Below are 21,687 nucleotides of genomic sequence, written 5' to 3' on the forward strand. Positions count from 1 at the left end.
GACACCGGAGGCCGGTGCCGGGGCCGAAGAGCGGATGCTGCGCCTACGGCGCCGAATCGACGACGCTCACCGTGAAGGTCTCGACGAGCCCCGGCTCCCCCTCCGGCACGATCGAGCCGGGCTTCTCTGCCGACGGGGCGATCATCGCGGTGATCATCCCGTTCGCGGTATCGATGACGAACTGCTGCTGCAGGACCGCTCCCGCCGTGGAGTCCTCGTACGAGACGGAGAGCGTCGCGCTCGAGCCGTCGCGCTGCGTGACCTCGTAGTCGGGCAGCAGCGCGAGCGCCTGGAACAGAGCGGCCCTGAGGTCGGCTGGAGGCATGTTCAGGTAGAGGGCGTTGAGGATGCCGAAGCCCTCGGCACCGGAGTGCGCGCCGCCCTCGTCACGGAACCAGGCGAGCAGCTGCGCGGGCTCGCGTGGCATCTCGTCGAACCGGTCCAGCATCGGCACCAGGGGGTACGCGGATTCTCCCTCGCCGCGCATGCCTCCCGGCATCCGCACGATTCCGGTGTCGCGATAGTCGTATCCGACCATGACCGAGTCCACGAGCTCGTCCACATCGGCACCCCAGGTCTCGGTGATCTCGGTCGGGGTGCGGAAGTCGTACACCCACTCGCCGGACCGGTCGGCGGGAACGTAGAGGATGTCGGTCTCGACGTACCGGAAGGCGTTGCCGCTCACGGCCTCCCCTCGCACAGCGGAGTCGGTGACGAGGTAGTCCCGGGTGTCCTCGATGCGCAGATACTGCCCGGGCCCGAGCGACGCATCCGACGCGTGCAGGGCGGCGGCCGCCGCCTCGTTGAGGACCTGCGCCGCTGCGGCAGAGGGGACGCCGTCGTCAGGAACGAGCCCCGGCGGCGGACCGAGGACGGCACCCGCGACGATGGCCGCCACAGCGGCACCCGCGATGAGACCGCCGACGCCGATCCAGCGTCGTCGTCCGGCACGTCGCCGCGGCGCCGCGGCGCGCGCGACCTCCCGGCTCAGTGCCATGCGCGCCTCACGGACGCTGCCATCGGCGACCTGTGCCTGATCCGCCCCGATCTCACGCACCTGCTCGATAAGCTCCATCGTTCTCCTCCTTCGCCATCCAGGTCAGCCGGGTCGCGGAGTGCGATCCCGGCGGTGCGAGCTTTCGACGGATCCGGTTCAGACGAGACCGCACCGTGCCGACGGGCACTCCGAGAGCGTCGGCGATCTGCTCGTAGGTCAGCTCCGCCCAGGCGTGCAGCAGCAGCGTGTCGCGCTCCTTCTGCGACAGCGCCGCGATCCGCGGAGCGAGGGCGCGCACGGCCGCATCCGCATCGAGTCGCGAGTCGGATACCGCATGTGGAACCTCCCCGGTATCCGCTGCTCCGCTCGAGGCCGCGAACGCGCGCCACTGCCTCGCCTCCGCAGCCCGATGGCTCTTCACCACGCGCGTGGCGATGCCCAACAGCCACGGGAGCGCCGAGGCGTGCTCCTGATCGAACGATCTGCGCCGTCGGAAGGCGACGAGGAACGTCTCGCTGAGGACATCATCGACCGCGTCCGCGCCGATGCGTCGCCGGATGTAGCCGCCGACCGGTCGGACGTGCCGCTCGAAGATCTCGGAGAACGCCCCCGCATCGTCGAGAGACCGCCTGATGATCTCGCTGTCTGTGCTCACACCAGGTATTGCCCGAACCCGCAGATCCGGTTCCACATTCCTCGGCTCAGCGATCGGCGCCGAGCACTTCGAGCGCGTGCGTGAAGTCCGCCGGGTACGCCGATTCGAACTGCACCCACTCCCCGGTGCGCGGGTGGGCGAACGCGAGCCGGTGCGCGTGCAGCCACTGCCTGCTGAGACCCAGCCGGGCCGACAGCGTGGGGTCGGCCCCGTACAGCGGGTCGCCGACGCACGGATGCCGCAGCGCCGCCATGTGCACGCGGATCTGGTGCGTGCGACCGGTCTCCAGGTGGATCTCGAGGAGCGAGGCGCCAGGGAACGCCTCGATCGTCTCGTAGTGGGTCACCGACGGCTTGCCGTCCGGTGTGACCGCGAACTTCCAGGAGTGGTTCGGATGCCGCCCGATCGGCGCGTCCACGGTGCCAGCCAGCGGGTCGGGATGCCCCTGGACGACCGCGTGATAGATCTTCTCGACCGTGCGCTCCTTGAAGGCGCGCTTGAGCGCCGTGTACGCGCTCTCCGTCTTGGCGACGACCATGAGGCCGCTCGTGCCCACGTCGAGACGGTGGACGACGCCCTGGCGCTCCGGCGCGCCAGTGGTCGCGATGCGGAAGCCCGCCGCGGCGAGGGCGCCGACGACCGTCGGGCCGTCCCAGCCGAGAGAGGGGTGCGCCGCGACTCCTGTGGGCTTGTCGACCACGACGATGTCGTCGTCGTCGTGCACGATACCCAACTCCGGCACCGCGACAGGGATGATGCGCGGCTCCTGCTTCGGCTGCCATTCCACGTCGAGCCAGCCGCCGGCGCGGAGCTTGTCGGACTTGCCGAGCTCGACGCCGTCGAGCCGCACGCCGCCGGCGGTCGCGACCTCGGCGGCGAACGTCCGCGAGAAGCCCAGCATCTTCGACAGCGCCGCATCCACCCGCACGCCGTCGAGGCCGTCTGGCACGGGGAGCGACCGCGACTGCGCGCTCATCGCTCGCCGGCCGGGGCGCCACCGTCCACGGGGCGCTGCGCGGCACCCGCGGGGAGGTCTTCGGCAGCAGCCGCGGCCTCGGCCTCCTCATCGGTCTCCACGGCGACATGGTCGCGCTCGCGCGTCCCGTCGAAGCGGAGCCCGAACACGACGAGCAGCGCGATGGAGATCATTCCGCAGACGATGAAGATGTCGGCGACATTGAAGATCGCCGGAATCATCCACGGCATCGAGATCATGTCGACGACATGGCCGACGCCGAAGCCGGGCTCCCTGAAGAGGCGATCGGTGAGGTTGCCGAGCACGCCGCCCAGCAGGCATCCGAGCACGACTGCCCACAGCCGCGACTGCAGAGCGGCGGCCCTCCAGACGATCAGCACCGCGACGACGGACAGTGCGATCGTGAAGATCCAGGTGACCTCCGAGCCGAGCGAGAACGCGGCACCGGAGTTGCGCACGAAGTACAGCTGCAGGAACTCGCCGAGCACGGGAACCGGCTTCTGCAGAGGCAGGTTCTCGACGGTGAGGTGCTTCACAAACTGATCGGCGGCCAGCACGATGATCGCGAGAATCGTGACGATCGCACCGGCCGCCGACCGACGAAGGGGACGGCGTCCTGACAAGAGGGCGCCTTACAGGCCGATCGCGGAGACCGGCGTGTTGTCCGTCGACGCCGACTTCTCGTCGAGGTCGCGCAACTGGCCCTCGATGTAGCTGCGCAGCTGCGTGCGGTAGTCGCGCTCGAAGGTGCGCAGTTCGGTGATGCGGGCCTCGAGGGCGTTGCGCTCGCGCTCGAAGCGTGCGTTCTCCTCGCGTTGCTTGGCCTCGGCCTCGGTGCGGATGCGGTTGACCTCGTTCTCCGCGTCGGCGATGAGCTGGTTGCGCTTCGCCTCACCCTCGGCCACGTGCTCGTCATGCAGGCGCTGCGCGAGCTCGATGATGCCGGCGGTGGCGGTGGCGGATGCCGACGGTGCGGGCTCCTCTGCCGTCACGACCGGAGCAGGCTCCGGGGCAGCAACGACGGGGGCCGGAGCCTCGGCAACGGGCGCCGCAGGAGCTGCCAACTCGCCGGACTCGTACGCGGCGAGCTTGGCCTTCAGCTCGGCGTTCTCCTCGAGAGCCTTGCGCCACTCGATGACGATCTCATCGAGGAAGTCGTCGACCTCATCGGGGTCGAAGCCGTCCTTGAAGCGGACATGCTGGAACTGCTTGGTGACGACGTCATCCGGGGTAAGTGCCATGGTGGCTCCTTCGATGAGTTCGGTTTTCCCGTTCGATGAACGGCGTTTCTCTGTGGCGCGAGCCGGGGGCGCGCACCTGCGAGCCAAGCATAGCCCCCGCGACTGTCCGTCGCGACGCCGCAACGCCCAGACGACGCCGACGGTTCAGATGAAGATGCGGACGATGTTCATGAGGATCAGCACGACGAGGATCGTCAGCGAGAACCCGAAATCGAGCGCGATCGTGCCGATGCGCAACGGCGGGATCAGGCGCCGAAAGAACCGGATCGGCGGATCGGTGACCGTGTACGCGAACTCGGCGGCAACGAGACCCGCGCCCTTCGGACGCCACCCGCGATTGAACATCGCGACGTAGTCGAGAATGAGACGTGCGAAGAGCGCGAGCAGGTACAGGAGCAGCGCCGTGTGGACGACGCTCGCCGCGATGGAGACGAGCCCCACGGGTTACTGCTGGTCGAAGCCCGCAGACTCGGCGTCTGCGTGCGCGATGCCCCCGTGACCGGAGACCGCGATGTTCTCCGGGGACAGCAGGAAGACCTTCGACGTGACCCGCTCGATGCGGCCGTGCAGACCCAGGGAGAGACCGCTGGCGAAGTCGATCAGGCGCCGCGCGTCGGCGTCGCTCATCTGCGACAGATTGATGATGACCGGCACGCCCTCGCGGAAGTTCTCGGCGATGAGCTGAGCATCCCGGTACTGCTTGGGATGCACGGTGAGGATCTCGTTCACTGCCCCTCCTGCGGGCTGACGCACGGCGACCGGACGGCGCAACGGCGTGACCGGAGCCGGTGCCGACTCCTCACGCTCGCGCTCGCGGTGCGAGCGGGCCGGTGCCTGCGTCTCTTCTTCGTAGACCTCTTCTTCATCGGCGAGGCCGAGATACACCATGGTCTTCTTCAGCGGGTTACCCATCGTGTCCTCCGGTTCGAACGATTCGGGCTGATCTGTTGACAGGTTAACCCCGGTCAGGCCGGGGTCCGGTGATTGCGGAACCGATCCGCAGGTGTGTCGCGCCCGCCTGGATGGCTTCGGCGAAATCGCCGGACATGCCGGCGGAGATCCAGGTCGCCTCGGGGGCGACGCAGCGGATGCCGTCGGCGATCGTCCGCAGTCGCGAGAAGGCCGATGCGGGCTCCTCGTCAAGCGGGGCGACCGCCATCACCCCTCGCAGCCGCAACGAGGCAAGCGCGAGCACGTGCTCGGCGAGCGCGTCCGCCGCGGCAGGGGCGACGCCTCCGCGAGCGGGATCGTCGGTGAGGTTGACCTGGATGAGGACGTCGAGGATGCTGTCGTCCTCGGCGGCCCGGTGCAGGGCGTCGGCGATCCGAACGCGGTCGACGGAGTGCACGGCATCCGCGCTGCGCCGAATGGCCGCGGCCTTGTTCGTCTGCGCCTGGCCGATGAAGTGCCAGCGCAGCTCGTCGCCGATGGGCTCCTGCCCGTCTGCCTGGTCCTGCTGGAGGGCTGCGCGCTTGGCCGTGAGCTCCTGCTGACGGTTCTCACCCACCTCGCGCACGCCGAGCTCATGGAGCTCGCGCACGAGCGAGGCGGGGTGGAACTTCGTCACGACGATGCGGGTGATCTCCCCCGCGTCGCGTCCGGCGCGGCACGCGGCATCGGCGATCCTCTCATCGATCGCTGACAGCCGCTCGCTCAGCGTCACCGCAGGAATTCGGGGACGTCGAGCTCCTCGTCGGCGATCGACGGCTCGATGCTCGTCGTCGCGTAACGTGCAGCGCGCTCCGTCTCGGCGTTCTCGGTCCTCTTGTCGGCGTCGTCCTCGGTGAGGGCGACCTCCGGGAGGCTCGCCGGCTCCGGCCGCGTGACAACCATGGGGTCAAGACGCAGGGAGGGCTCGCCACCGTCGAAGCCCGCGGCGATCACCGTGACGCGCACCTCGTCGCCGAGCGTGTCGTCGATGACGGTGCCGAAGATGATGTTCGCCTCGGGGTGAGCGGCCTCCTTGACGAGGTCGGCCGCGTCGTGGATCTCGAAGATGCCGAGGTTCGAACCGCCCTGGATCGACAGCAGCACACCGTGCGCGCCCTCGATCGACGCCTCGAGCAGCGGCGACTCGACGGCGAGCTCGGCCGCCTTGATCGCCCGGTCGGCGCCGCGCGCGGAGCCGATGCCCATGAGCGCTGAGCCAGCGCCCTGCATGACCGACTTGACGTCGGCGAAGTCGAGGTTGATGAGACCGGGGGTCGTGATGAGGTCGGTGATGCCCTGCACACCGGCCAGGAGCACCTGGTCGGCCGTCGCGAACGCCTCGATCATCGAGATGCCGCGGTCGCTGATCTCCAGCAGGCGGTCGTTGGGCACGACGATGAGGGTGTCGACCTCTTCCTTGAGTTTCGCAACACCGGCCTCGGCCTGGCTCTGCCGACGGCGCCCCTCGAAGGAGAACGGCTTGGTGACGACGCCGATGGTGAGCGCGCCGATCGACTTCGCGATGCGCGCGACGACCGGTGCGCCGCCGGTGCCGGTGCCACCGCCCTCACCGGCGGTGACGAAGACCATGTCGGCGCCGGTGAGCGCCTGTTCGATCTCCTCGGCGTGGTCCTCCGCGGCTCGGCGTCCGACCTCGGGGTCGGCTCCGGCGCCGAGGCCGCGGGTGAGCTCGCGTCCGACGTCGAGCTTGACGTCGGCGTCGCTCATCAGCAGCGCCTGCGCGTCGGTGTTGACGGCGATGAACTCGACGCCGCGCAGGCCGAGATCGATCATGCGATTGACGGCGTTGACGCCGCCACCGCCGACGCCGACGACCTTGATCACGGCGAGGTAGTTCTGGTTCTGGCTCATGGCCGGCCTCCGAATAGTCGAGCCTTCTGCGTTATCTGACCGATATCCGGAGGTGAACCTTAAACCTCAACTAGAGGTGTAAAGTATTTCCCGGTATCGGTTTCTCTTGTTCGAAGGTAAGCGCGAAGTTCCCGCCTGCCCGCGAGGAGGCGGGCGTGTCGCCGCAATTCCGCCGCGCGCGTCTCAGCCGATGACGGCGACGTCGGGCGAGGTCACGTCGATGGAGTGCGCGGCCGGATTCGCCGTCAGGGCCGCGGCGAGGGTGATGCCCTTGCGCACCGAGTCCTCGGCGCTCCCCCACACCACCGTGAGCCCCGAGCTCAGGGTGAGGGTCACATCGTCCGCGGTCGTCGCCCGCACCCCGGTGAGCGCGGCGCGCACATCGGCCGGCAGCGAGCGGACGACGAGCCCGGCGCTCTCGAACGCGCGCGACGACGTGCCGCCGGCGATGTCGAGCAGCGGCTGCCCCGCCGGCTGCTCGCTCGTGGTCGACAGGACGACGCCGGCGGCGTCCACGAGCGTGTACCCCGCGTCCGAGGCGATCACGCCGACCGGAGTGCGCTCGACGATCCGCACCGTGAGATCGTGCGGAGGCTTCGCCTCGAGCGCGTACGTCTCGATCATCGGGAAGGCGACGAGCGCCGCTTTGACCGCACTGGAGTCGACGAGCGCGAGCGGCGTGCCGATCTGCCCCGCCAGCGCGGCCTCGACAGCCGCCGGATCGAGGGTCGAGGCGCCGAGGACCGTGATCTTCTGCACCGCGAACAGCGGGCTGTAGGCCGCGGCCGCGCTGCCGCCGACGAGGAGCAGCACCGCACCGACCACGCTCAGCCACAGGATGCGCCGTCGGCGGGATCGCTGCGTGAACCGGCGGATCTCGGCGCGCAGCGCCTTGCGACGCGCACGTGCGGCGCGCCAGACATCGCGCGTGCTCGTCGGCTGAGCGCCCTCCGGTTCCTGCGCGGCACCGGGTTCCGACGGCGCGGCGATGGCGGCATCCGCCCCTGCGATATCACGGATGGGAGACACCCGTGCGGGAGGGAGGGTCTCGTCGCGAGTGTCCTCCCGGCCCCGGGGCAGCGGAGGCGGCCGACGCACGCTTCAGCCCTCGTCTGATCCGCGCAGCGACTCCAGCACCTGCGGGATGATCTGGTACACGTTGCCGCAGCCGAGCGTGATGACGACGTCGCCCTCGCGGGCGACGCTCGCCGTGTAGTCGGCGGCCTCCTGCCAATCGGCGACGAAGTGCACCTTCGACGCATCAGCGAAGGCGCCGCTGACGAGTTCGCCCGTCACTCCTGGCACGGGGTCCTCGCGGGCTCCGTACACATCGAGCATGACGGTGTGGTCGGCGAGCGACTCGAGGACCTCGGCGAACTCGCGGAACATGTGCTGTGTGCGCGAGTAGGTGTGCGGCTGCTGGATCGCGATGATCCGGCCGCCGTCGGCGATCGAGCGCATCGCCTCGAGCGCGGCGCGCACCTCGGTGGGATGGTGCGAGTAGTCGTCGTAGACGGTGACGCCGCGCGCCTCGCCGTGCTTCTCGAGCCGCCGCACGGTGCCGGCGAACCCCTCGAGGGCCCGCGCCGACTCCTCCATCCCGAATCCCAGCGCCGTCAGCACCGCGATGACGCCGGTGGCGTTGACGACGTTGTGCAGACCGGGAACCGCCAGTTGCAGCCGCACGCTCTCACCGCCGCGGGTGACGGTGGCCGAGGCCCGGGCGCCGGCGGTGACATCGGTGATGCGCAGATCGGCGTCGGCGGCCAGTCCGAAGGAGAGGACGTTCGGATGCGTCATCCCCGCGCGCACGCGGAGGGCGCCGGGGTCGTCGCTGGAGATGACGACGGCTTCGGCGGCGGCATCGGCGAACTGCACGAAGGCGTCGTGGAAGGCCTCATCGGAGCCGTAGTGGTCGAGATGGTCCGGGTCGACATTCGTGATGAGCGCGATGGCGGTGTCGTAGAGCAGGAACGTGCCGTCCGACTCGTCCGCCTCGATCACGAAGAGATCGCCGCTGCCGGTGGCGCTGGACGCCCCGAGCTGCTCGATGACGCCGCCGTTGACGAAGTGCGGGTCGGCGCCGAGCGCCTGCAGGGCGGTGACGAGCATGCCGGTCGAGGTGGTCTTGCCGTGGGCCCCGGCGACCGAGACGAGGCGCCGCGACCCGATCAGCCAGTGCAGCGCCTGCGAGCGGTGGATCACGTGCAGCCCGCGCTCTTTGGCGAGCACGAACTCGGGGTTCTCGGGCCAGATCGCGCCGGTGTGCACGACGGTGTCCGCATCGCCGAGGTGGGCGGCGTCGTGCCCCACGTGCACCGTCGCCCCCGCTGCGGCCAGCGCCCGCAGATTGGCGCTGTCGGCGCGGTCGGAGCCCGACACGCGGATGCCGGCGTCGAGGAACATCCTGGCGAGGCCGCTCATCCCTGAGCCGCCGATGCCGATGAAGTGCGCGGAGGTGATGCTCTCGGGGATCGGCAGGGAGAGGTCAGGTCTGATCATGGCTGTTCCAGTCTACGTTTCGGGTCTGCGTTTCGACGCGTGCGCCCTGCGTTTCGATGCCTGCGCTCACCGAGCGGATGCCGGGCCGTCGGCCAGCGCCCTGTCGATCAGGGCGATGACGTTCTCGGTGCCGGAGCGGGTGCCGATGCGCTGCGCCGCCGCGGCCATCCGCTCGATCGCGGCATCGTCGCCCAGCAGCGGCACGACGATCCGGCGCACGGCGTCGCCGTCGAAGGAGGCGTCGTCGAGGAGCCGTGCGGCCCCGGTGGAGACGGCAGAGGCCGCGTTGAGGCGCTGTTCGCCGTTGCCGACCGAGTACGGCACGTACAGGGCGGGGATGCCGAGAGCGCTGATCTCGCTGACCGTGGCCGCGCCCGACCGCGAGACGATGAGGTCGGCGAGGGCGAAGGCGAGGTCCATGCGGTCGACGTAGCGCCGCATCGCGTACCCGGGGACGCCGGGATCGGTCAGGTCGCTGCGCTCGCCGGTCACGTGCAGCAACTGCCAGCCGGCGGCGAGGACGTCGGCCCAGGAGTCGGCGAGCGCCTCGTTGAGCCGCTGCGCGCCGAGCGATCCGCCGAAGACGAGAAGTACGGGGCGCTCGGCGTCGAGGCCGAAGTGCTCCGCGGCCTCGTGACGGCGCACGGTGCGGTCGAGTTCGATGACCTCGCGGCGCAGCGGCATGCCGACGACCTCGCCTCCGCGCAGCGGCGTGCCGGCGAAGGCGACCCCGGTGGCTGCGGCGCGGCGCGCGCCGAGGACGTTGGCGAGGCCCGGCTTCGCGTTCGCCTCGTGCACCACGAATGCGACGCCCTCACGACGCGCCGCGACGTACGCGGGCGCCGAGGCGTAGCCGCCGAAGCCGACGACCACCTCGACCCCGTGCTCGCGGATGTGCGCGCGCACCTGGGCGATCGCGCGACGGAACCGCGCGGGGAACGCCAGCGCCGCGCCGTTCGGCCGTCGCGGAAAGGGCACCTTGTCGACGATCAGCAGCTCGTACCCGCGCTCCGGCACCAGCCGGGACTCGAGCCCCTCCGCCGTGCCGAGCACGAGGACCGTGGAGCCGGCGTCGCGCGCGCGCAGTCCGTCGGCGACGGCGAGCAGCGGGTTGACGTGGCCGGCGGTGCCTCCGCCGGCGAGAAGGTACGTGGTCACCTGGCGACTTTACCCCGCTCGGCTGCGGGGATCGTTCGGGCGAACGCGAGCAGAACGCCGCACGCGATGAGCACCGCCAGCAGGGCTGTGCCGCCCTGCGACATGAACGGCAGCGGCACGCCCATGACGGGGAACATGCCGATCACGACGCCGATGTTGAAGATCGCCTGACCGACGATCCACACCGTGATGCCGCCCGCGGTGATCCGGATGAAGGGATCGCGGGTCTTGCGGATGACGTGGAACACCCCGACGGCGAAGGTGGCGAACAGCGCCAGCACGACCAGGCATCCGATCAGCCCGAGCTCTTCGCCGACGATCGCGAAGATGAAGTCGTTTCCGGCGGCGGGGAGCCACCCGTACTTCTCCTGGGAGTTGCCGAGACCGACCCCGAAGACGCCTCCGGTCGCCATGCCCCAGCGGCCATGGATGGACTGATAGCAGTCGTCCTCGTAATTCGCCATGCCCGAGCAGACGGCGGTGATGCGCCGCATCCGATCGGAGCTCGTCAGCGCGAGGGCGAGCACCGCGAGAGCCCCGAGGACCACCGGGATGATGAACAGCCGCAGCTTCACGCCGGAGAAGAACAAGCAGCCCAGCATGATGATCACGAGAACCATCGAGGTGCCGAGGTCGCGGCCGGCGAGCACCGTACCGATGGCGAGGACCGATACCGGCACGACGGGGATGAAGACCTGATGCCAGGTGCCGAGCATCGTCTGCTTGCGCATCAGCACGTAGCCGATCCACACGGCGAGGGCGAGCTTGAGGAACTCCGATGGCTGCAGCGTGAAGCCGGCAATCTTGAGCCAGTTGCGGTTTCCGCCCTCGGCGTAGCCGAGCGGGGTGAACACGAGCAGCTGGAGGACGACCGCCCCGAACAGAGCGGGCCACGCCATCTTCTTGATCGCGGAGATCGGCAGCCGGGAGATGAGGAACATCAGCGGGATGCCGAGCACGGCGAAGATCCCCTGCCGCAGTGCGCCGTCGACGGGACTCGCCCCCTTCGACACGGCATCCGCGCTCGTCGCGGAGAGCACCATGACGAGGCCGAAGACGGTCAGCAGCAGCGCCGTGGACGCGATCATCATGAACTCCGCCGGCACCGGGGTGAACCGCTTGCCGAGCGAGACGCGGGCGGCGAGCCCTCTGCTCGAGGACCTCGTCCGATCAGTGCGCGCGGGGCCGGCCAGTTGCGTCATCGCCGCTCCCCCGCTCGATCCACTCCCGCACCGCTTCGGCGAAGCGGCGGCCCCGATCCGCGTAACCGGAGAACTGGTCGAAGGATGCTGCGGCGGGGGCCAGCAGAACAGTGCCCTCGCCATCCGCGATCCCCGCCGAGATCTCCACGACGCGGTTCATGACCTCACCAGTGTCGCCAGCGTCGACCTCGAAGACCGGCACCGCTGGCGCGTGTCGCTCGAATGCCGCCACGACGTCGGCCCGTTCGACCCCGATGACCACGGCGGCGCGCGCCGTGCCGCCCACGTCGGCGACGAGGTCTGCGATGTCGACGCCCTTGAGATCTCCGCCGACGATCCAGACCGCGCCGGGATAGGCGCGCAGCGATGACGCCGCCGCATGCGGGTTCGTCGCCTTGGAGTCGTCGACCCAGACGATGCCGTCGTGACGGGCGATGACCTGGATGCGGTGCGTGTCGAGGGTGAACTTCTGCAGAGCCGCGTGGATCGCCTCGGGCGTCACCCCCGCCGACCGCGCCAGGGCGCTGGCGGCGAGGATGTTCTGCACGATGTGCCCGGCGGCGAGGCCGACCTCCTCGAGGTCGCGGAGGGTGGTGAGCTCCAGCGCGCTGCGCGCGCGGTCGTCGAGGAAGGCGCGGTCGACGAGCAGCCCCTCGACCACACCGAGATCGCTGGGCCCAGGGGTGCCGAGGTCGAACCCGATGGCCCTGGCGCCCTCGACGACGTCGGCGTCCTCGACCATGCGCTTGGTCGCCTCGTCGGCCTTGTTGTAGACGCAGGCGATCTTCGTGTTGCGGTAGACGACGGCCTTCGCCTCGCGATAGGCGTCTGCGCTGCCGTGCCAGACGAGGTGGTCGTCGGCGAGGTTCAGGCACACCGAGGCGTGGGGCACGAGCTGACCGTCGGGGGCCGACAGCCCGAGGTACCAGAGCTGATGGCTGGAGAGCTCGACGACGAGCACGTCGAAGCCTGCAGGGTCGCGGACGGCGTCGAGCACCGGCACGCCGATGTTTCCACAGGGCGCGGCGCGCAGCCCGCCCTCGACGAGCAGGCTCGCGGTGAGCTGGGTGGTCGTCGTCTTGCCGTTCGTGCCGGTGATGAGCATCCACTCGGCGGGCGTGCCGTCTTCGCGGAGCACCTTGTCGCGCACGCGCCAGGCGAGCTCGACATCTCCCCACAGGGCGATGCCCGACTCCTGCGTCCAGCGGATGACGGGATGGGCCGGGGAGAACCCCGGCGAGGCGATCACGACCTCGGGGTCGAAGTCGATCAGCGTCTGCGGCACGACGGCGAGGGATCCGAGCTCGAGCTGCGCTCCGATCACCGGGAGCAGCCGTGCGTACTCCTCCTCGGCGGACTCGCTGAGCACGAGCACGGACGCTCCCAGCTCCGCGAGCGTGTCCGCCACCGAGAACCCGGTCACCGACAGGCCGAGCACCGCGACCCGGAGCCCCGACCAGTCGGCGTTCCAGCTCGTCAGCGCGGCGAGGCGCGACTCAGCTGACACGGGTCAGCCATTCGACGTAGAAGAGACCGACCGCGGAGACGGCGAGGAGCCCGGCGATGATCCACAGGCGCACCACGATCGTGACCTCGGACCAGCCGCGCATCTCGAGGTGATGGTGGAACGGGCTCATCAGGAACAGCCGCTTGCCCCGCGTGAGCTTGAAGTACGCCCGCTGCAGGATCACCGAGCCGGAGGAGAGCACGAAGACGCCAGCGATGACGAACAGCAGCAGCTCGGTGTGGGTCATGATCGCGAGCGCCGTGATCACGCCGCCGATGGCCATCGACCCCACGTCGCCCATGAAGACCTTGGCCTTGGGCGCGTTCCACCAGAGGAACCCGATCAGACTCGCCGCGAACGCCGCCGAGATGACCGCCAGATCGAGCGGATCGCGCACCTCGTAGCATCCGCCGAGCGCGGCCTTCTCGATCGACTCCCCGACGCACGACTGCTGGAACTGGCGGAAGGAGATGAGGCCGTAGGCGCTGACGACGAGGATGCCGGCGCCGGCGGCGAGACCGTCGAGCCCGTCGGTGAGGTTGACGCTGTTCGAGGTGGCCACCCCGATCACCGAGATCCAGAGGAGGTAGAGGATCCACCCCCCGACGGCCCCGAAGACGAAGAGGTTGAGCCAGGGGATGTCACGGAACAGCGACACCGCGCCGGTCGCCGGCGTCTGGCCGGCCGAGTTCGGGACGTTGAGGGCGACGATGCCGAACGGCACGATCACGAGCAGCTGTCCCAGCACCTTGCGCCAGCCGGAGAGGCCGAGGCTGCGCTGGCTGCGCACCTTCATGTAGTCGTCGATGAAGCCGACGACGCCGAATCCGATCGTGACCCAGATGAGCAGCAAAGCCGACAGCGACGGTTCGCGACCGCCGACGTAGACGCCGGTGAAGTAGCCGACCATCGTGCCGACGATGAAGATCACGCCGCCCATCGTGGGGGTTCCGCGCTTGGCCTCGTGACTGGGATTCTCCAGGGCCTCGGGGGTGCGAATGACCTGACCCCAGCCCCACTTGCGGAACAGCCGCAGGAAGACCGGTGTCAGGAAGAGGGTGAAGGCGAGCGAGATGGCCGCCGCCATGATGAGTGACCTCACGAGAACAATTCTCCCAGACGATCGCCGAGATGCCGCAGACCAGCGGAGTTCGAGGATTTCACGAGCACGCGATCGCCGTCGCGCAGCTCGGTGCGCAGATACTCGAAGGCGGCGTCCTGGTCATCGAAGTGCACGGCCTCGCTGTCCCACGACCCCTCGCCGATGGCGGAGATGTAGAGTCGGCGCGCCTCGGCGCCGACGACGACGATCCGGCGGATGTTCAGACGCACCGCGAGCAGGCCGACGCGATCGTGCTCCTCGCCTGCGTCCTCGCCGAGCTCGCTCATCGCCCCGAGCACCGCGACGGTGCGCTCGTCGGGGCCGGTGATCTGCGCGAGGGTCCGCAGGGCCGCCGCCATCGAGTCGGGGCTGGCGTTGTACGCGTCGTTGATGATACGCACCCGATCATTGCCCAGCGGCTGCATCCGCCACCGCTCGGCGATGTCGAGGGTCTCCAGCCGCGCGATCGCGGCGGATGCCGGCACGCCGAGGACTCCTGCCGCCGAGATCGCCGCGAGCGCGTTGTACACGTGGTGCGCGCCGAGCACGCGCAGGTGCAACGGCATCCGCTGCCCCGCGGCCTCGATCTCGCACGTCGTGCCCGAGGCGCTCACGACGAGAGCGCTGGCGCGCACGTCGGCCGCGGCGGACTGCCCGAAGCCGACGACCCGCATGCCGCGGGACTCGGCGAGCTCGCGCATCGCCGCGACACGGGGATCGTCGACGTTCAGCACCGCGGTGCCGCCGGGGCGCGCCGCCGCGATGAGCTCGGACTTCGCCTTCGCGGTCGCCTCGATGCCGCCGAAGCCGCCCGCGTGCGCCATGCCGACCATGAGGACGACGGCGATGTCTGGCTCGACGAGACCGGCGAGGTGCGCGATGCTGCCGGGGGCTGCCGCTCCGAACTCGCTGACCAGGTAGCGGGTGCCGTGCGTGACGCGCAGCATGGTCACCGGGGCGCCGACCTCGTTGTTGTACGAGTTGATGGGCGCGACCGTCTCGCCTTCGTCGGAGAGGATGCGGGCGAGGAAGTTCTTCGTCGTGGTCTTGCCGTTGGACCCGGTGATGCCGACGATCTTCAGGTTCCCGCCCGCCCGCACCCGGGACACGACCTCGCGGGCGAGCGCCGCCAGCGCCGCCACGACGTCGGCGACGACGATCTGCGACACGGGTTCGTCGACGACGCGCTCGACGATGGCGAGAACGGCGCCGGCGGCCACTGCACTGCCGACGAAGCGGTGGCCGTCGGTCTCGGCTCCTGGTTTGGCGACGAAGATCGACCCTGGAGTCATCGTGCGGGAATCGGTGTCGACGACGCCGTCCACGACGGTGTCCGCCGTGTCGGAGCCGACGAGGCGCAGATCGCCGCCGACGATGGCGGCGATCTCAGCGAGCGACAGGGCGATCATCACATCTCCAGGCGCGGCGTGAGCCGGCGATCAGTACTTGGGAAGGAGCTCGTCCATCGGGACGGTGGATGGCATCACGCGGTAGGTCTTCATGACCTGAGTCATCGCCTTCTGGAAGGCGGACGCCGTCGCGGCCGATGAAGTGATTCTAGTCGGCTGGTCGAGAGTGACGATCACGACGTACTGGGGATCGTCGACCGGGGCGAAGCCCACCATGCTCGTGTAGTACACGCCCGCCTTGTATCCGCCGTTGCCGTCCGGGATCTGCGCGGTGCCGGTCTTGCTGGTCACCCGGTAGCCCGGCACCTGGATGCGCTCGGCGTTGCCGCCCTGAACGGCGACGTTCTCGAGCATGCGGGTGAGGTCGGCGGCGGTCTGCGGCTCGATGATCTGCTTCTTCTCCGGGGCGGCCGCCTCGTGGACGGTGCCGTCGGCGTCGGTGCACGACTCTACCAGCGACAGGTCGATCTTCTCGCCGCCGTTCGCGATCGCCTGGTAGGCACCGGCGACCTGTGGAGCGGTGACGGTGAAGTGCTGGCCGAAGGTCGTCGTGTAGAGCGACTGGTTGTCCCATTCGGAGGTCGGGTGCAGCTCGCCGGCGGACTCGTGCGGGAAGCCCACGGTCGGCGTGCCGACGCCGAAGCGCTGCAGGTAGTCGTAGCGCACCTCGGGGCTGACCATGGTGCCGAACTTCGACAGCGCGACGTTCGACGAGTCGATGAGAGCGCCTGTGAGCGTGTAGTCGTAGGTCGGGTGCGAGAAGGCGTCGTTGATGACAGCGCCGTTCGGGAAGTGCTCGCGCGACGACGCCGTGACGGTGGGCGAGGTCGGGGTGACTCCGGCGTTCTCCATGATCGCCGCCGCCGTGATGGCTTTGAAGGTCGAGCCGGGCTCGAACGGGTAGGTGAAGAGCTTGCTGCCCCAGGTGCTCGGGCTCGAGGCGTCGAGGTCGTTGGGGTCCATGGTCGGCCACTCGGCCGCGACGCGGATCTTGCCGGTCTTCACCTCGACCACCGTCACGGTTCCGCCCTGCGCGCCCTGCGTCTGCGCCTCCTCGGCGATCATCTGCTGCATGTACCACTGCAGGTCGCTGTTGATGGTGAGCTGCACGGTGCCTCCGTCGACAGCATCCGTCTTCTGCTCGCTCCCAGGGATGACGACGCCGTTGGCGCCCGTGCGGTACGTCTCCGAGCCGTTCTCCGGGGCGAGGCAGGCCGTCTCCAACTGCTCGATGCCCGCCTGCGGCTCTCCGGAGCCGTCGAGGTAGCCGATCACGTTGCCTGCTACCGCGCCGTTCGGGTACACCCGGATCTCGCGCTCATCGAAGTGCAGGTAGGCGAGCTTCAGCGCCTTCAGATCGGTGAACTGCTGGGCGCTCAGCCCCTTCGTCAACGGAAACCAGCGGATGTCCTCGTTCTGCGCGCGCGCCTCGTCGACGCCGGTGCGCAGCTCCTCGGCGTCGAGTCCCATGATCTCGGCGATCGCCGTCGACGCATCGGCCCACGGCAGATCCGGCGGGTTCTTCTCGTTCTCCTCGACGGTGACCATGGCCTTCGGGTCCATGTTCGCGTCGTACACGGTCACGCTCTGGGCGAGGATCGTGCCGTTCGCGTCGACGATCGCGCCGCGCTGCCCGGGGATCGAGGTGGTGTTGCCCAGGTACTTCAGCGACTGCGCGACGTGCACATCGGCGCTCACGACCTGGATGTCCACGAGTCGGATGACGAAGGTGGCGAGGATCACGAGGATCACGCCGAGTGCGGCCACGGTGCGTCGCCGGGGGCTCCGGGTGGCTCGTGTCGTCATGCGCGCTCTCCGTCGGTCGTCTGTCTTCAGCGGGTTTCAGGGGTGGGGAGGCCGTCGGTGATCGCCGGCGGCAGCTGCTCGGCCTCCACCACGGGCTCGGACGCGACCGGCGCGTCGGCCTGCGCCGGCGCGGCGAGCAGGGCGTTGCTCACGGCGCCCGAACCGCTCGGGTCGACCGTCGAGGCCCCGCCCGCGCCGGTGCCGGTGCCGAACACGGCGCCATCGCTGAGGCGGAGGTAGGAGGGCGAGCCCGCAACGACCATGCCGAGCGCCGCCGCCTCCGAGGCCAGCGCCTGCGGGGAGCCGACCCCGGTCAGCTCCTCCTGCAGTGCGGCGGTGCGCAGATCGAGCGACCGCTGCTGCGAGGAGAGCGAGGCCAGTGTGTAGGAGTCCTGCGTGATGGCGAGGGAGAGGATGATCTGCGCCGCGGCGATGGCCATCGCCCCGCCCAGCGCCACAAGGGCGTATGCGAGCTTCGGCTTGCGCCGTGCCGGCGGCGACGTGATCTGACGCAGGCGACGGCCGGGGGCCTTCGCCGGCGTCCCAGGTGCGCTGCGGGGCGTGCGGACCGCGGTGCTCAGGCTCATGAGGTCTCCCGTACTTTCTGTGCCGCACGCAGGCGCACGGGGATGGCGCGCGGGTTGCGCGCGCGCTCGTCGTCGTCCGCGAGTTCGGCCCCGCGGGTGAGGATGGTGAATCTCGGGGCGTGCTCCGGCAGCTCGACCGGCAGTCCCCGGGGCGCGGTCGATGCGGCCGCTGCGGCGAAGGCCTGCTTGACAAGGCGGTCCTCGAGCGACTGGTACGACATGACGACGATGCGACCGCCGACGGCGAGGGCGTCCATCGCGGCGGGGATCGCGTCGGCGAGGACGTTGAGCTCGGCGTTGACCTCGATGCGCAGCGCCTGGAACACGCGCTTGGCCGGGTGACCCGCGCGCTGCGCGGCGGCCGGAGTGGCCGCGACGAGGACGTCGACGAGCTGTCCGGAGCGCGTGATGGGCTGCTTCTGCCGCGCCTCGATGATGAAGCGCGCGTAGCGGCCGGCCAGCTTCTCCTCGCCGTAGCGCTCGAAGATGCGGCGGAGGCTGCCTTCGCTGTAGGTCGCGATGACCTCGGCCGCGGTCACGCCCTTGGTCTGGTCCATGCGCATGTCCAGCGGCGCGTCCTTCGAGTAGGCGAAACCGCGCTCGGCCTCATCGAGCTGCAGCGAGGAGACGCCGAGATCGAAGAGGATGCCGGCGGCACCCTGCGCGTGGTGGCCGATCTCGTCGTAGACGGTGTGCACGAGCGTGACGCGGTCACCGAAGCGCGCCAGCCGCTCCCCCGCGATGCGCAGCGCATCGGTGTCGCGGTCGAGCCCGATGAGGCGGATGTTCTGGAAGCGCTCGAGCAGCGCCTCGGAGTGCCCGCCCATGCCGAGGGTGGCGTCGACGAGCACGGCTCCGTCCGCCTGGAGGGCGGGAGCCAGCAGCTCGACGCAGCGCTCGAGCAGGACGGGGGTGTGGATGTCTCGGAGGTTCATGATCTTTCTCGGATGGACCTTCGGCTCTGATCCCCCTCCGCTTCGCGACCCGGCACCGGGGAAGTGTGTCGGGGCGGGAGCGGCGGGGCATCACAGCCGTGGTCAGAAGAGCCCGGGAATCACCTCCTGCTCCAGTTCTGCGTAGGCCTCCTCGCCGGCGGCGAGGTACTGGTTCCAGCTCTCCGCATCCCAGATCTCGGCGTGGGCGCCGACACCGGTGACGACGAGCTCTTTCTGCAGGCCCGCGTACTGACGCAGCGCCTGCGGGATGGTGATGCGGTTCTGGTTGTCCGGCATCTCGGCGCTGGCGCCGGAGAGGAACAGGCGCATGAAGTCACGCGCCTGCTTGTTGGCGAGCGGAGCCTGGCGGATGCGTTCATGCATCGACTCGAACTCCGCGGTGCTGAAGACGTAGAGGCAGCGCTCCTGGCCCCGGGTGACGACCACGCCGCCGCCGAGATCCTCGCGGAACTTCGCGGGCAGGATGACCCGCCCTTTGTCGTCCAGCTTCGGCGTGTGCGTACCCAGCAGCATCGGCCATCACCCCCTCTCCGCCCGGCCAACTCGAGGTGCGCCCCACTTTACTCCACTTTCCTCCACATTCCTATGCCGAAGTGCGGAGAATATCCCCGTCTCCCTGCTGACAGCCTCGTACTTCCGCGGAATTCCGCGGTGGAGGACAGTGGAGGGTCAGTGGAGGACAGGTGGAGGAACGAGGGCGCAGGGCGAAGAGCACTCCCGCAGACGCACGAAGGCCCGGATGCTCAGGGCATCCGGGCCTTCGTGGAAGAGGAGGAAGAGGGTCAGCGATCGTCTTGGCGGCGATCCCACCGATCATTCATGCGGTCCATGAACGAGGGGCTCTGCGACGGCTCCGCCTGCGCGGCGGAGCGCGGCGTCGCCGACGTCGTCCGGTGGACGGGGGTGACGGCGAGCATGACCCCACCCAGCATCGCGGCGAACGCGACGACCCCGATGACGATTCCCCCGATGTCTCCGACAACGACACCGGCGATGAGTCCGCCGATGCCGACGAGCAGCAGTAGAGCGCCATAGACCAGATTGCGATAGCTCAGCGCGCGATCGCCGCTCGGCGCACTGACGACGTCTGCGTCGTTGTGGAGAAGATGGCGCTCCATCTCGTCGAGCAGACGTTGCTCGTGTTCAGAGAGTGGCATTTCGTTCCCCTCAGGTGTCTTCCCTCTATTCTACGCGCGGGATGCGCGCCACGGGTAGCCGATCCGGGCTTCGGAGCCTTTACGTATGCTGGGAGTCGTGCCCTCCCCCACGCCCGTCGCCGATGCCGTCGCCTCGCGACTGCGCGTTTTCCTCGAGATCATGAACGAGGAGGCCGTGGAGTACGGACCCGACGCTGTCGCGATGCTCGACGCCGGGGCCCGCACGCTCGATGGCGGCAAGCGCCTGCGCGCGCGGTTCTGCCATTCCGGCTGGCAGGCGATCGCCCGCCACCGCGAGCGCGACGCCAGGGAGACCGATGCCCTCTGGGATCTCTGCGCGGCCATCGAGATCTTCCAGTCGGCGGCGCTCGTGCACGACGACCTCATCGACAACTCCGACACCCGCCGCGGTCGGCCCTCGGGTCATCGCGCCCTCGAGGGCGCGCACGCGGATGCCGGATGGAGCGGCGATGCGGCGGCCTTCGGCCGTTCGGCCGCGATCCTCCTGGGCGACCTCCTCATCTCCTGGAGCGACGACCTGCTCGAACAGGCGCTGGCGCAGCATCCGACGGCCCCCCGTGTGCGCCGGGAGTACGCGCGCATGCGGCGCGATGTGACCGTCGGCCAGTTCCTCGACATCGCCGAGGAGTCGGCGTGGAGCGTGAACCCGATCGAATCGCACCTCGAACGCGCGCTGCGGGTCGCCTCGCTCAAGTCCGCACGGTACAGCATCGAGCAGCCGCTCGTGCTGGGCGCCGTGTTCGCAGATGCCGACGACGAGCAGGTGCGGGCGCTGCGGCGGTTCGGGCATCCGGTCGGCATGGCCTTCCAGCTGCGAGACGACGTGCTCGGGGTCTTCGGCGACGCCGCGGTCACCGGGAAGCCCGCCGGCGACGATCTGCGCGAGGGCAAGCGCACTGCTCTCGTGGCGCTGACGCGGCAGGCCATCGCGCCCTCCGCACGCAGCCTCTTCGACGAGATGCTCGGCGATCGGGATCTCGACGCCGAGCAGGTGTCTTTCCTTCAGGCGACGATCGCGTCGTCCGGAGCACTGGAACAGGTCGAGGAGATGATCGCCGACTACGCGTCGGCGGCCGACCGCGCCCTCACCGGCGCGCGCCTCGACGATGCGGCCGTGAACGGTCTGCGGGATCTCGCCCGCGCGGCGACGTCGCGTTCGGCCTGAACCGCCGCCGCGATCAGGCGAGCGTGCGGGCGAGGCGGCGGACCTCGCTCTTGTGGCCAGCGAGCAGCGCCGCGATCGGGGACCGCCCGAGGGTCTCGTCGTCGGCGAGCAGCCAGTCGATGAGCTCGTCGTCGTCGAAGCCGGCGTCCTGCAGGACGATGATCGTTCCGCGCAGGGCCGGAAGCGGATGCCCGTCGACGATGAAGACGGACGGCACGGCGAAGACGCCGGTGCGCCGGGAACCGACCAGGTAGTGCTCGTCGATCAGACGGCGCACGCGGCCGAGGGGTTCGTCGAGGACCTCGACGAGGTCGGGCATGGTCAGCCAGTCGGACGAGATCTCAGTTGCTGCAGACACCTGCCCACTATCTCACCTCCCCGGTCGAGGCGCATGCAGTCACTCCGGTCACGCCTATCACATGTGTCACGGATGTTGACTTCTGT

The 21,687-nt window shown here is 69.5% G+C and carries 23 protein-coding genes; 1 reads left to right on the top strand and 22 read right to left on the bottom strand.

All coding sequences use genetic code 11. From position 1 onward, the window contains the following. Positions 1 to 43: 43 nt before the first annotated feature. From QM568_RS09215 to QM568_RS09315, 21 genes are all read right to left on the bottom strand, one after another. Positions 44 to 1,075, bottom strand: coding sequence for a hypothetical protein (locus tag QM568_RS09215; RefSeq protein WP_415138063.1), 1,032 nt, complete (start codon positions 1,073 to 1,075; stop codon positions 44 to 46). Beyond that, positions 1,050 to 1,652, bottom strand: a complete 603-nt coding sequence (locus QM568_RS09220; RefSeq protein WP_415138065.1) for an RNA polymerase sigma factor — start codon at positions 1,650 to 1,652, stop codon at positions 1,050 to 1,052. Before QM568_RS09220 ends, QM568_RS09215 begins: the two co-directional genes overlap by 26 nt. 46 nt (positions 1,653 to 1,698) lie before the next feature. Further along, positions 1,699 to 2,628, bottom strand: a complete 930-nt coding sequence (locus QM568_RS09225; protein WP_415138067.1) for an RluA family pseudouridine synthase — start codon at positions 2,626 to 2,628, stop codon at positions 1,699 to 1,701. Beyond that, positions 2,625 to 3,251: a signal peptidase II gene (gene lspA, locus QM568_RS09230; RefSeq protein ID WP_415138069.1), complete on the bottom strand. Its 627-nt coding sequence runs from the start codon at positions 3,249 to 3,251 to the stop codon at positions 2,625 to 2,627. Before lspA ends, QM568_RS09225 begins: the two co-directional genes overlap by 4 nt. 9 nt (positions 3,252 to 3,260) lie before the next feature. Beyond that, positions 3,261 to 3,869, bottom strand: a complete 609-nt coding sequence (locus QM568_RS09235) for a DivIVA domain-containing protein (RefSeq protein ID WP_415138071.1) — start codon at positions 3,867 to 3,869, stop codon at positions 3,261 to 3,263. A gap of 144 nt (positions 3,870 to 4,013) precedes the next feature. Beyond that, positions 4,014 to 4,310 (bottom strand): YggT family protein, encoded by a 297-nt coding sequence (locus QM568_RS09240; protein WP_415138073.1) that lies wholly within the window; start codon positions 4,308 to 4,310, stop codon positions 4,014 to 4,016. Positions 4,311 to 4,313: 3 nt separating this feature from the next. Next, positions 4,314 to 4,781, bottom strand: a complete 468-nt coding sequence (locus tag QM568_RS09245) for a cell division protein SepF (protein ID WP_415138075.1) — start codon at positions 4,779 to 4,781, stop codon at positions 4,314 to 4,316. A 43-nt stretch (positions 4,782 to 4,824) separates the two neighbouring features. Further along, complete coding sequence (locus QM568_RS09250; protein ID WP_415138077.1) at positions 4,825 to 5,532, bottom strand: YggS family pyridoxal phosphate-dependent enzyme; 708 nt, start codon at positions 5,530 to 5,532, stop codon at positions 4,825 to 4,827. Then, positions 5,529 to 6,671, bottom strand: coding sequence for a cell division protein FtsZ (ftsZ, locus tag QM568_RS09255; protein WP_415138079.1), 1,143 nt, complete (start codon positions 6,669 to 6,671; stop codon positions 5,529 to 5,531). The genes QM568_RS09250 and ftsZ overlap by 4 nt, the downstream gene beginning before the upstream one ends. 183 nt (positions 6,672 to 6,854) lie before the next feature. Further along, positions 6,855 to 7,769, bottom strand: a complete 915-nt coding sequence (locus tag QM568_RS09260) for an FtsQ-type POTRA domain-containing protein (protein ID WP_415138081.1) — start codon at positions 7,767 to 7,769, stop codon at positions 6,855 to 6,857. A 3-nt stretch (positions 7,770 to 7,772) separates the two neighbouring features. Next, positions 7,773 to 9,173 (bottom strand): UDP-N-acetylmuramate--L-alanine ligase, encoded by a 1,401-nt coding sequence (murC, locus tag QM568_RS09265; RefSeq protein ID WP_415138083.1) that lies wholly within the window; start codon positions 9,171 to 9,173, stop codon positions 7,773 to 7,775. Between the two features lie 66 nt (positions 9,174 to 9,239). Then, positions 9,240 to 10,331, bottom strand: a complete 1,092-nt coding sequence (locus QM568_RS09270; protein WP_415138085.1) for a UDP-N-acetylglucosamine--N-acetylmuramyl-(pentapeptide) pyrophosphoryl-undecaprenol N-acetylglucosamine transferase — start codon at positions 10,329 to 10,331, stop codon at positions 9,240 to 9,242. After that, positions 10,328 to 11,533, bottom strand: coding sequence for a putative lipid II flippase FtsW (ftsW, locus tag QM568_RS09275; RefSeq protein WP_415138087.1), 1,206 nt, complete (start codon positions 11,531 to 11,533; stop codon positions 10,328 to 10,330). Before ftsW ends, QM568_RS09270 begins: the two co-directional genes overlap by 4 nt. After that, positions 11,502 to 13,040, bottom strand: coding sequence for a UDP-N-acetylmuramoyl-L-alanine--D-glutamate ligase (gene murD, locus QM568_RS09280; RefSeq protein ID WP_415138089.1), 1,539 nt, complete (start codon positions 13,038 to 13,040; stop codon positions 11,502 to 11,504). Before murD ends, ftsW begins: the two co-directional genes overlap by 32 nt. After that, positions 13,030 to 14,142: a phospho-N-acetylmuramoyl-pentapeptide-transferase gene (mraY, locus tag QM568_RS09285; protein WP_415138091.1), complete on the bottom strand. Its 1,113-nt coding sequence runs from the start codon at positions 14,140 to 14,142 to the stop codon at positions 13,030 to 13,032. The genes murD and mraY overlap by 11 nt, the downstream gene beginning before the upstream one ends. Beyond that, positions 14,139 to 15,551: a UDP-N-acetylmuramoyl-tripeptide--D-alanyl-D-alanine ligase gene (locus tag QM568_RS09290; protein ID WP_415138093.1), complete on the bottom strand. Its 1,413-nt coding sequence runs from the start codon at positions 15,549 to 15,551 to the stop codon at positions 14,139 to 14,141. Before QM568_RS09290 ends, mraY begins: the two co-directional genes overlap by 4 nt. A 30-nt stretch (positions 15,552 to 15,581) precedes the next feature. Beyond that, positions 15,582 to 17,357, bottom strand: a complete 1,776-nt coding sequence (locus QM568_RS09295) for a peptidoglycan D,D-transpeptidase FtsI family protein (protein WP_415138095.1) — start codon at positions 17,355 to 17,357, stop codon at positions 15,582 to 15,584. Between the two features lie 26 nt (positions 17,358 to 17,383). Further along, positions 17,384 to 17,944: a hypothetical protein gene (locus QM568_RS09300; RefSeq protein WP_415138097.1), complete on the bottom strand. Its 561-nt coding sequence runs from the start codon at positions 17,942 to 17,944 to the stop codon at positions 17,384 to 17,386. Beyond that, positions 17,941 to 18,879: a 16S rRNA (cytosine(1402)-N(4))-methyltransferase RsmH gene (gene rsmH, locus QM568_RS09305; RefSeq protein WP_415138099.1), complete on the bottom strand. Its 939-nt coding sequence runs from the start codon at positions 18,877 to 18,879 to the stop codon at positions 17,941 to 17,943. The genes QM568_RS09300 and rsmH overlap by 4 nt, the downstream gene beginning before the upstream one ends. Before the next feature lie 102 nt (positions 18,880 to 18,981). Next, entirely contained in the window at positions 18,982 to 19,413 is a 432-nt protein-coding gene (gene mraZ / locus QM568_RS09310) for a division/cell wall cluster transcriptional repressor MraZ (RefSeq protein ID WP_415138101.1), read from the bottom strand. A 269-nt stretch (positions 19,414 to 19,682) separates the two neighbouring features. After that, positions 19,683 to 20,057, bottom strand: a complete 375-nt coding sequence (locus QM568_RS09315) for a DUF3040 domain-containing protein (RefSeq protein ID WP_415138103.1) — start codon at positions 20,055 to 20,057, stop codon at positions 19,683 to 19,685. 85 nt (positions 20,058 to 20,142) lie between these two features. Here QM568_RS09315 and QM568_RS09320 point away from each other — a divergent pair, with 85 nt between their 5' ends. Beyond that, a complete protein-coding gene (locus QM568_RS09320; protein WP_415138105.1) occupies positions 20,143 to 21,243 on the top strand; it encodes a polyprenyl synthetase family protein in 1,101 nt (366 codons plus the stop codon). A 13-nt stretch (positions 21,244 to 21,256) separates the two neighbouring features. Here QM568_RS09320 and QM568_RS09325 read toward each other — a convergent pair whose 3' ends face one another. Continuing rightward, the gene (locus tag QM568_RS09325; protein ID WP_415138113.1) at positions 21,257 to 21,562 is read right to left on the bottom strand and encodes an Rv2175c family DNA-binding protein; all 306 of its coding nucleotides are present in this window, start codon (positions 21,560 to 21,562) and stop codon (positions 21,257 to 21,259) included. Between the last annotated feature and the right edge of the window lie 125 nt (positions 21,563 to 21,687).

This window comes from Microbacterium sp. (assembly GCF_047607465.1).
In the GTDB taxonomy this organism is placed as follows: domain Bacteria; phylum Actinomycetota; class Actinomycetes; order Actinomycetales; family Microbacteriaceae; genus Microbacterium.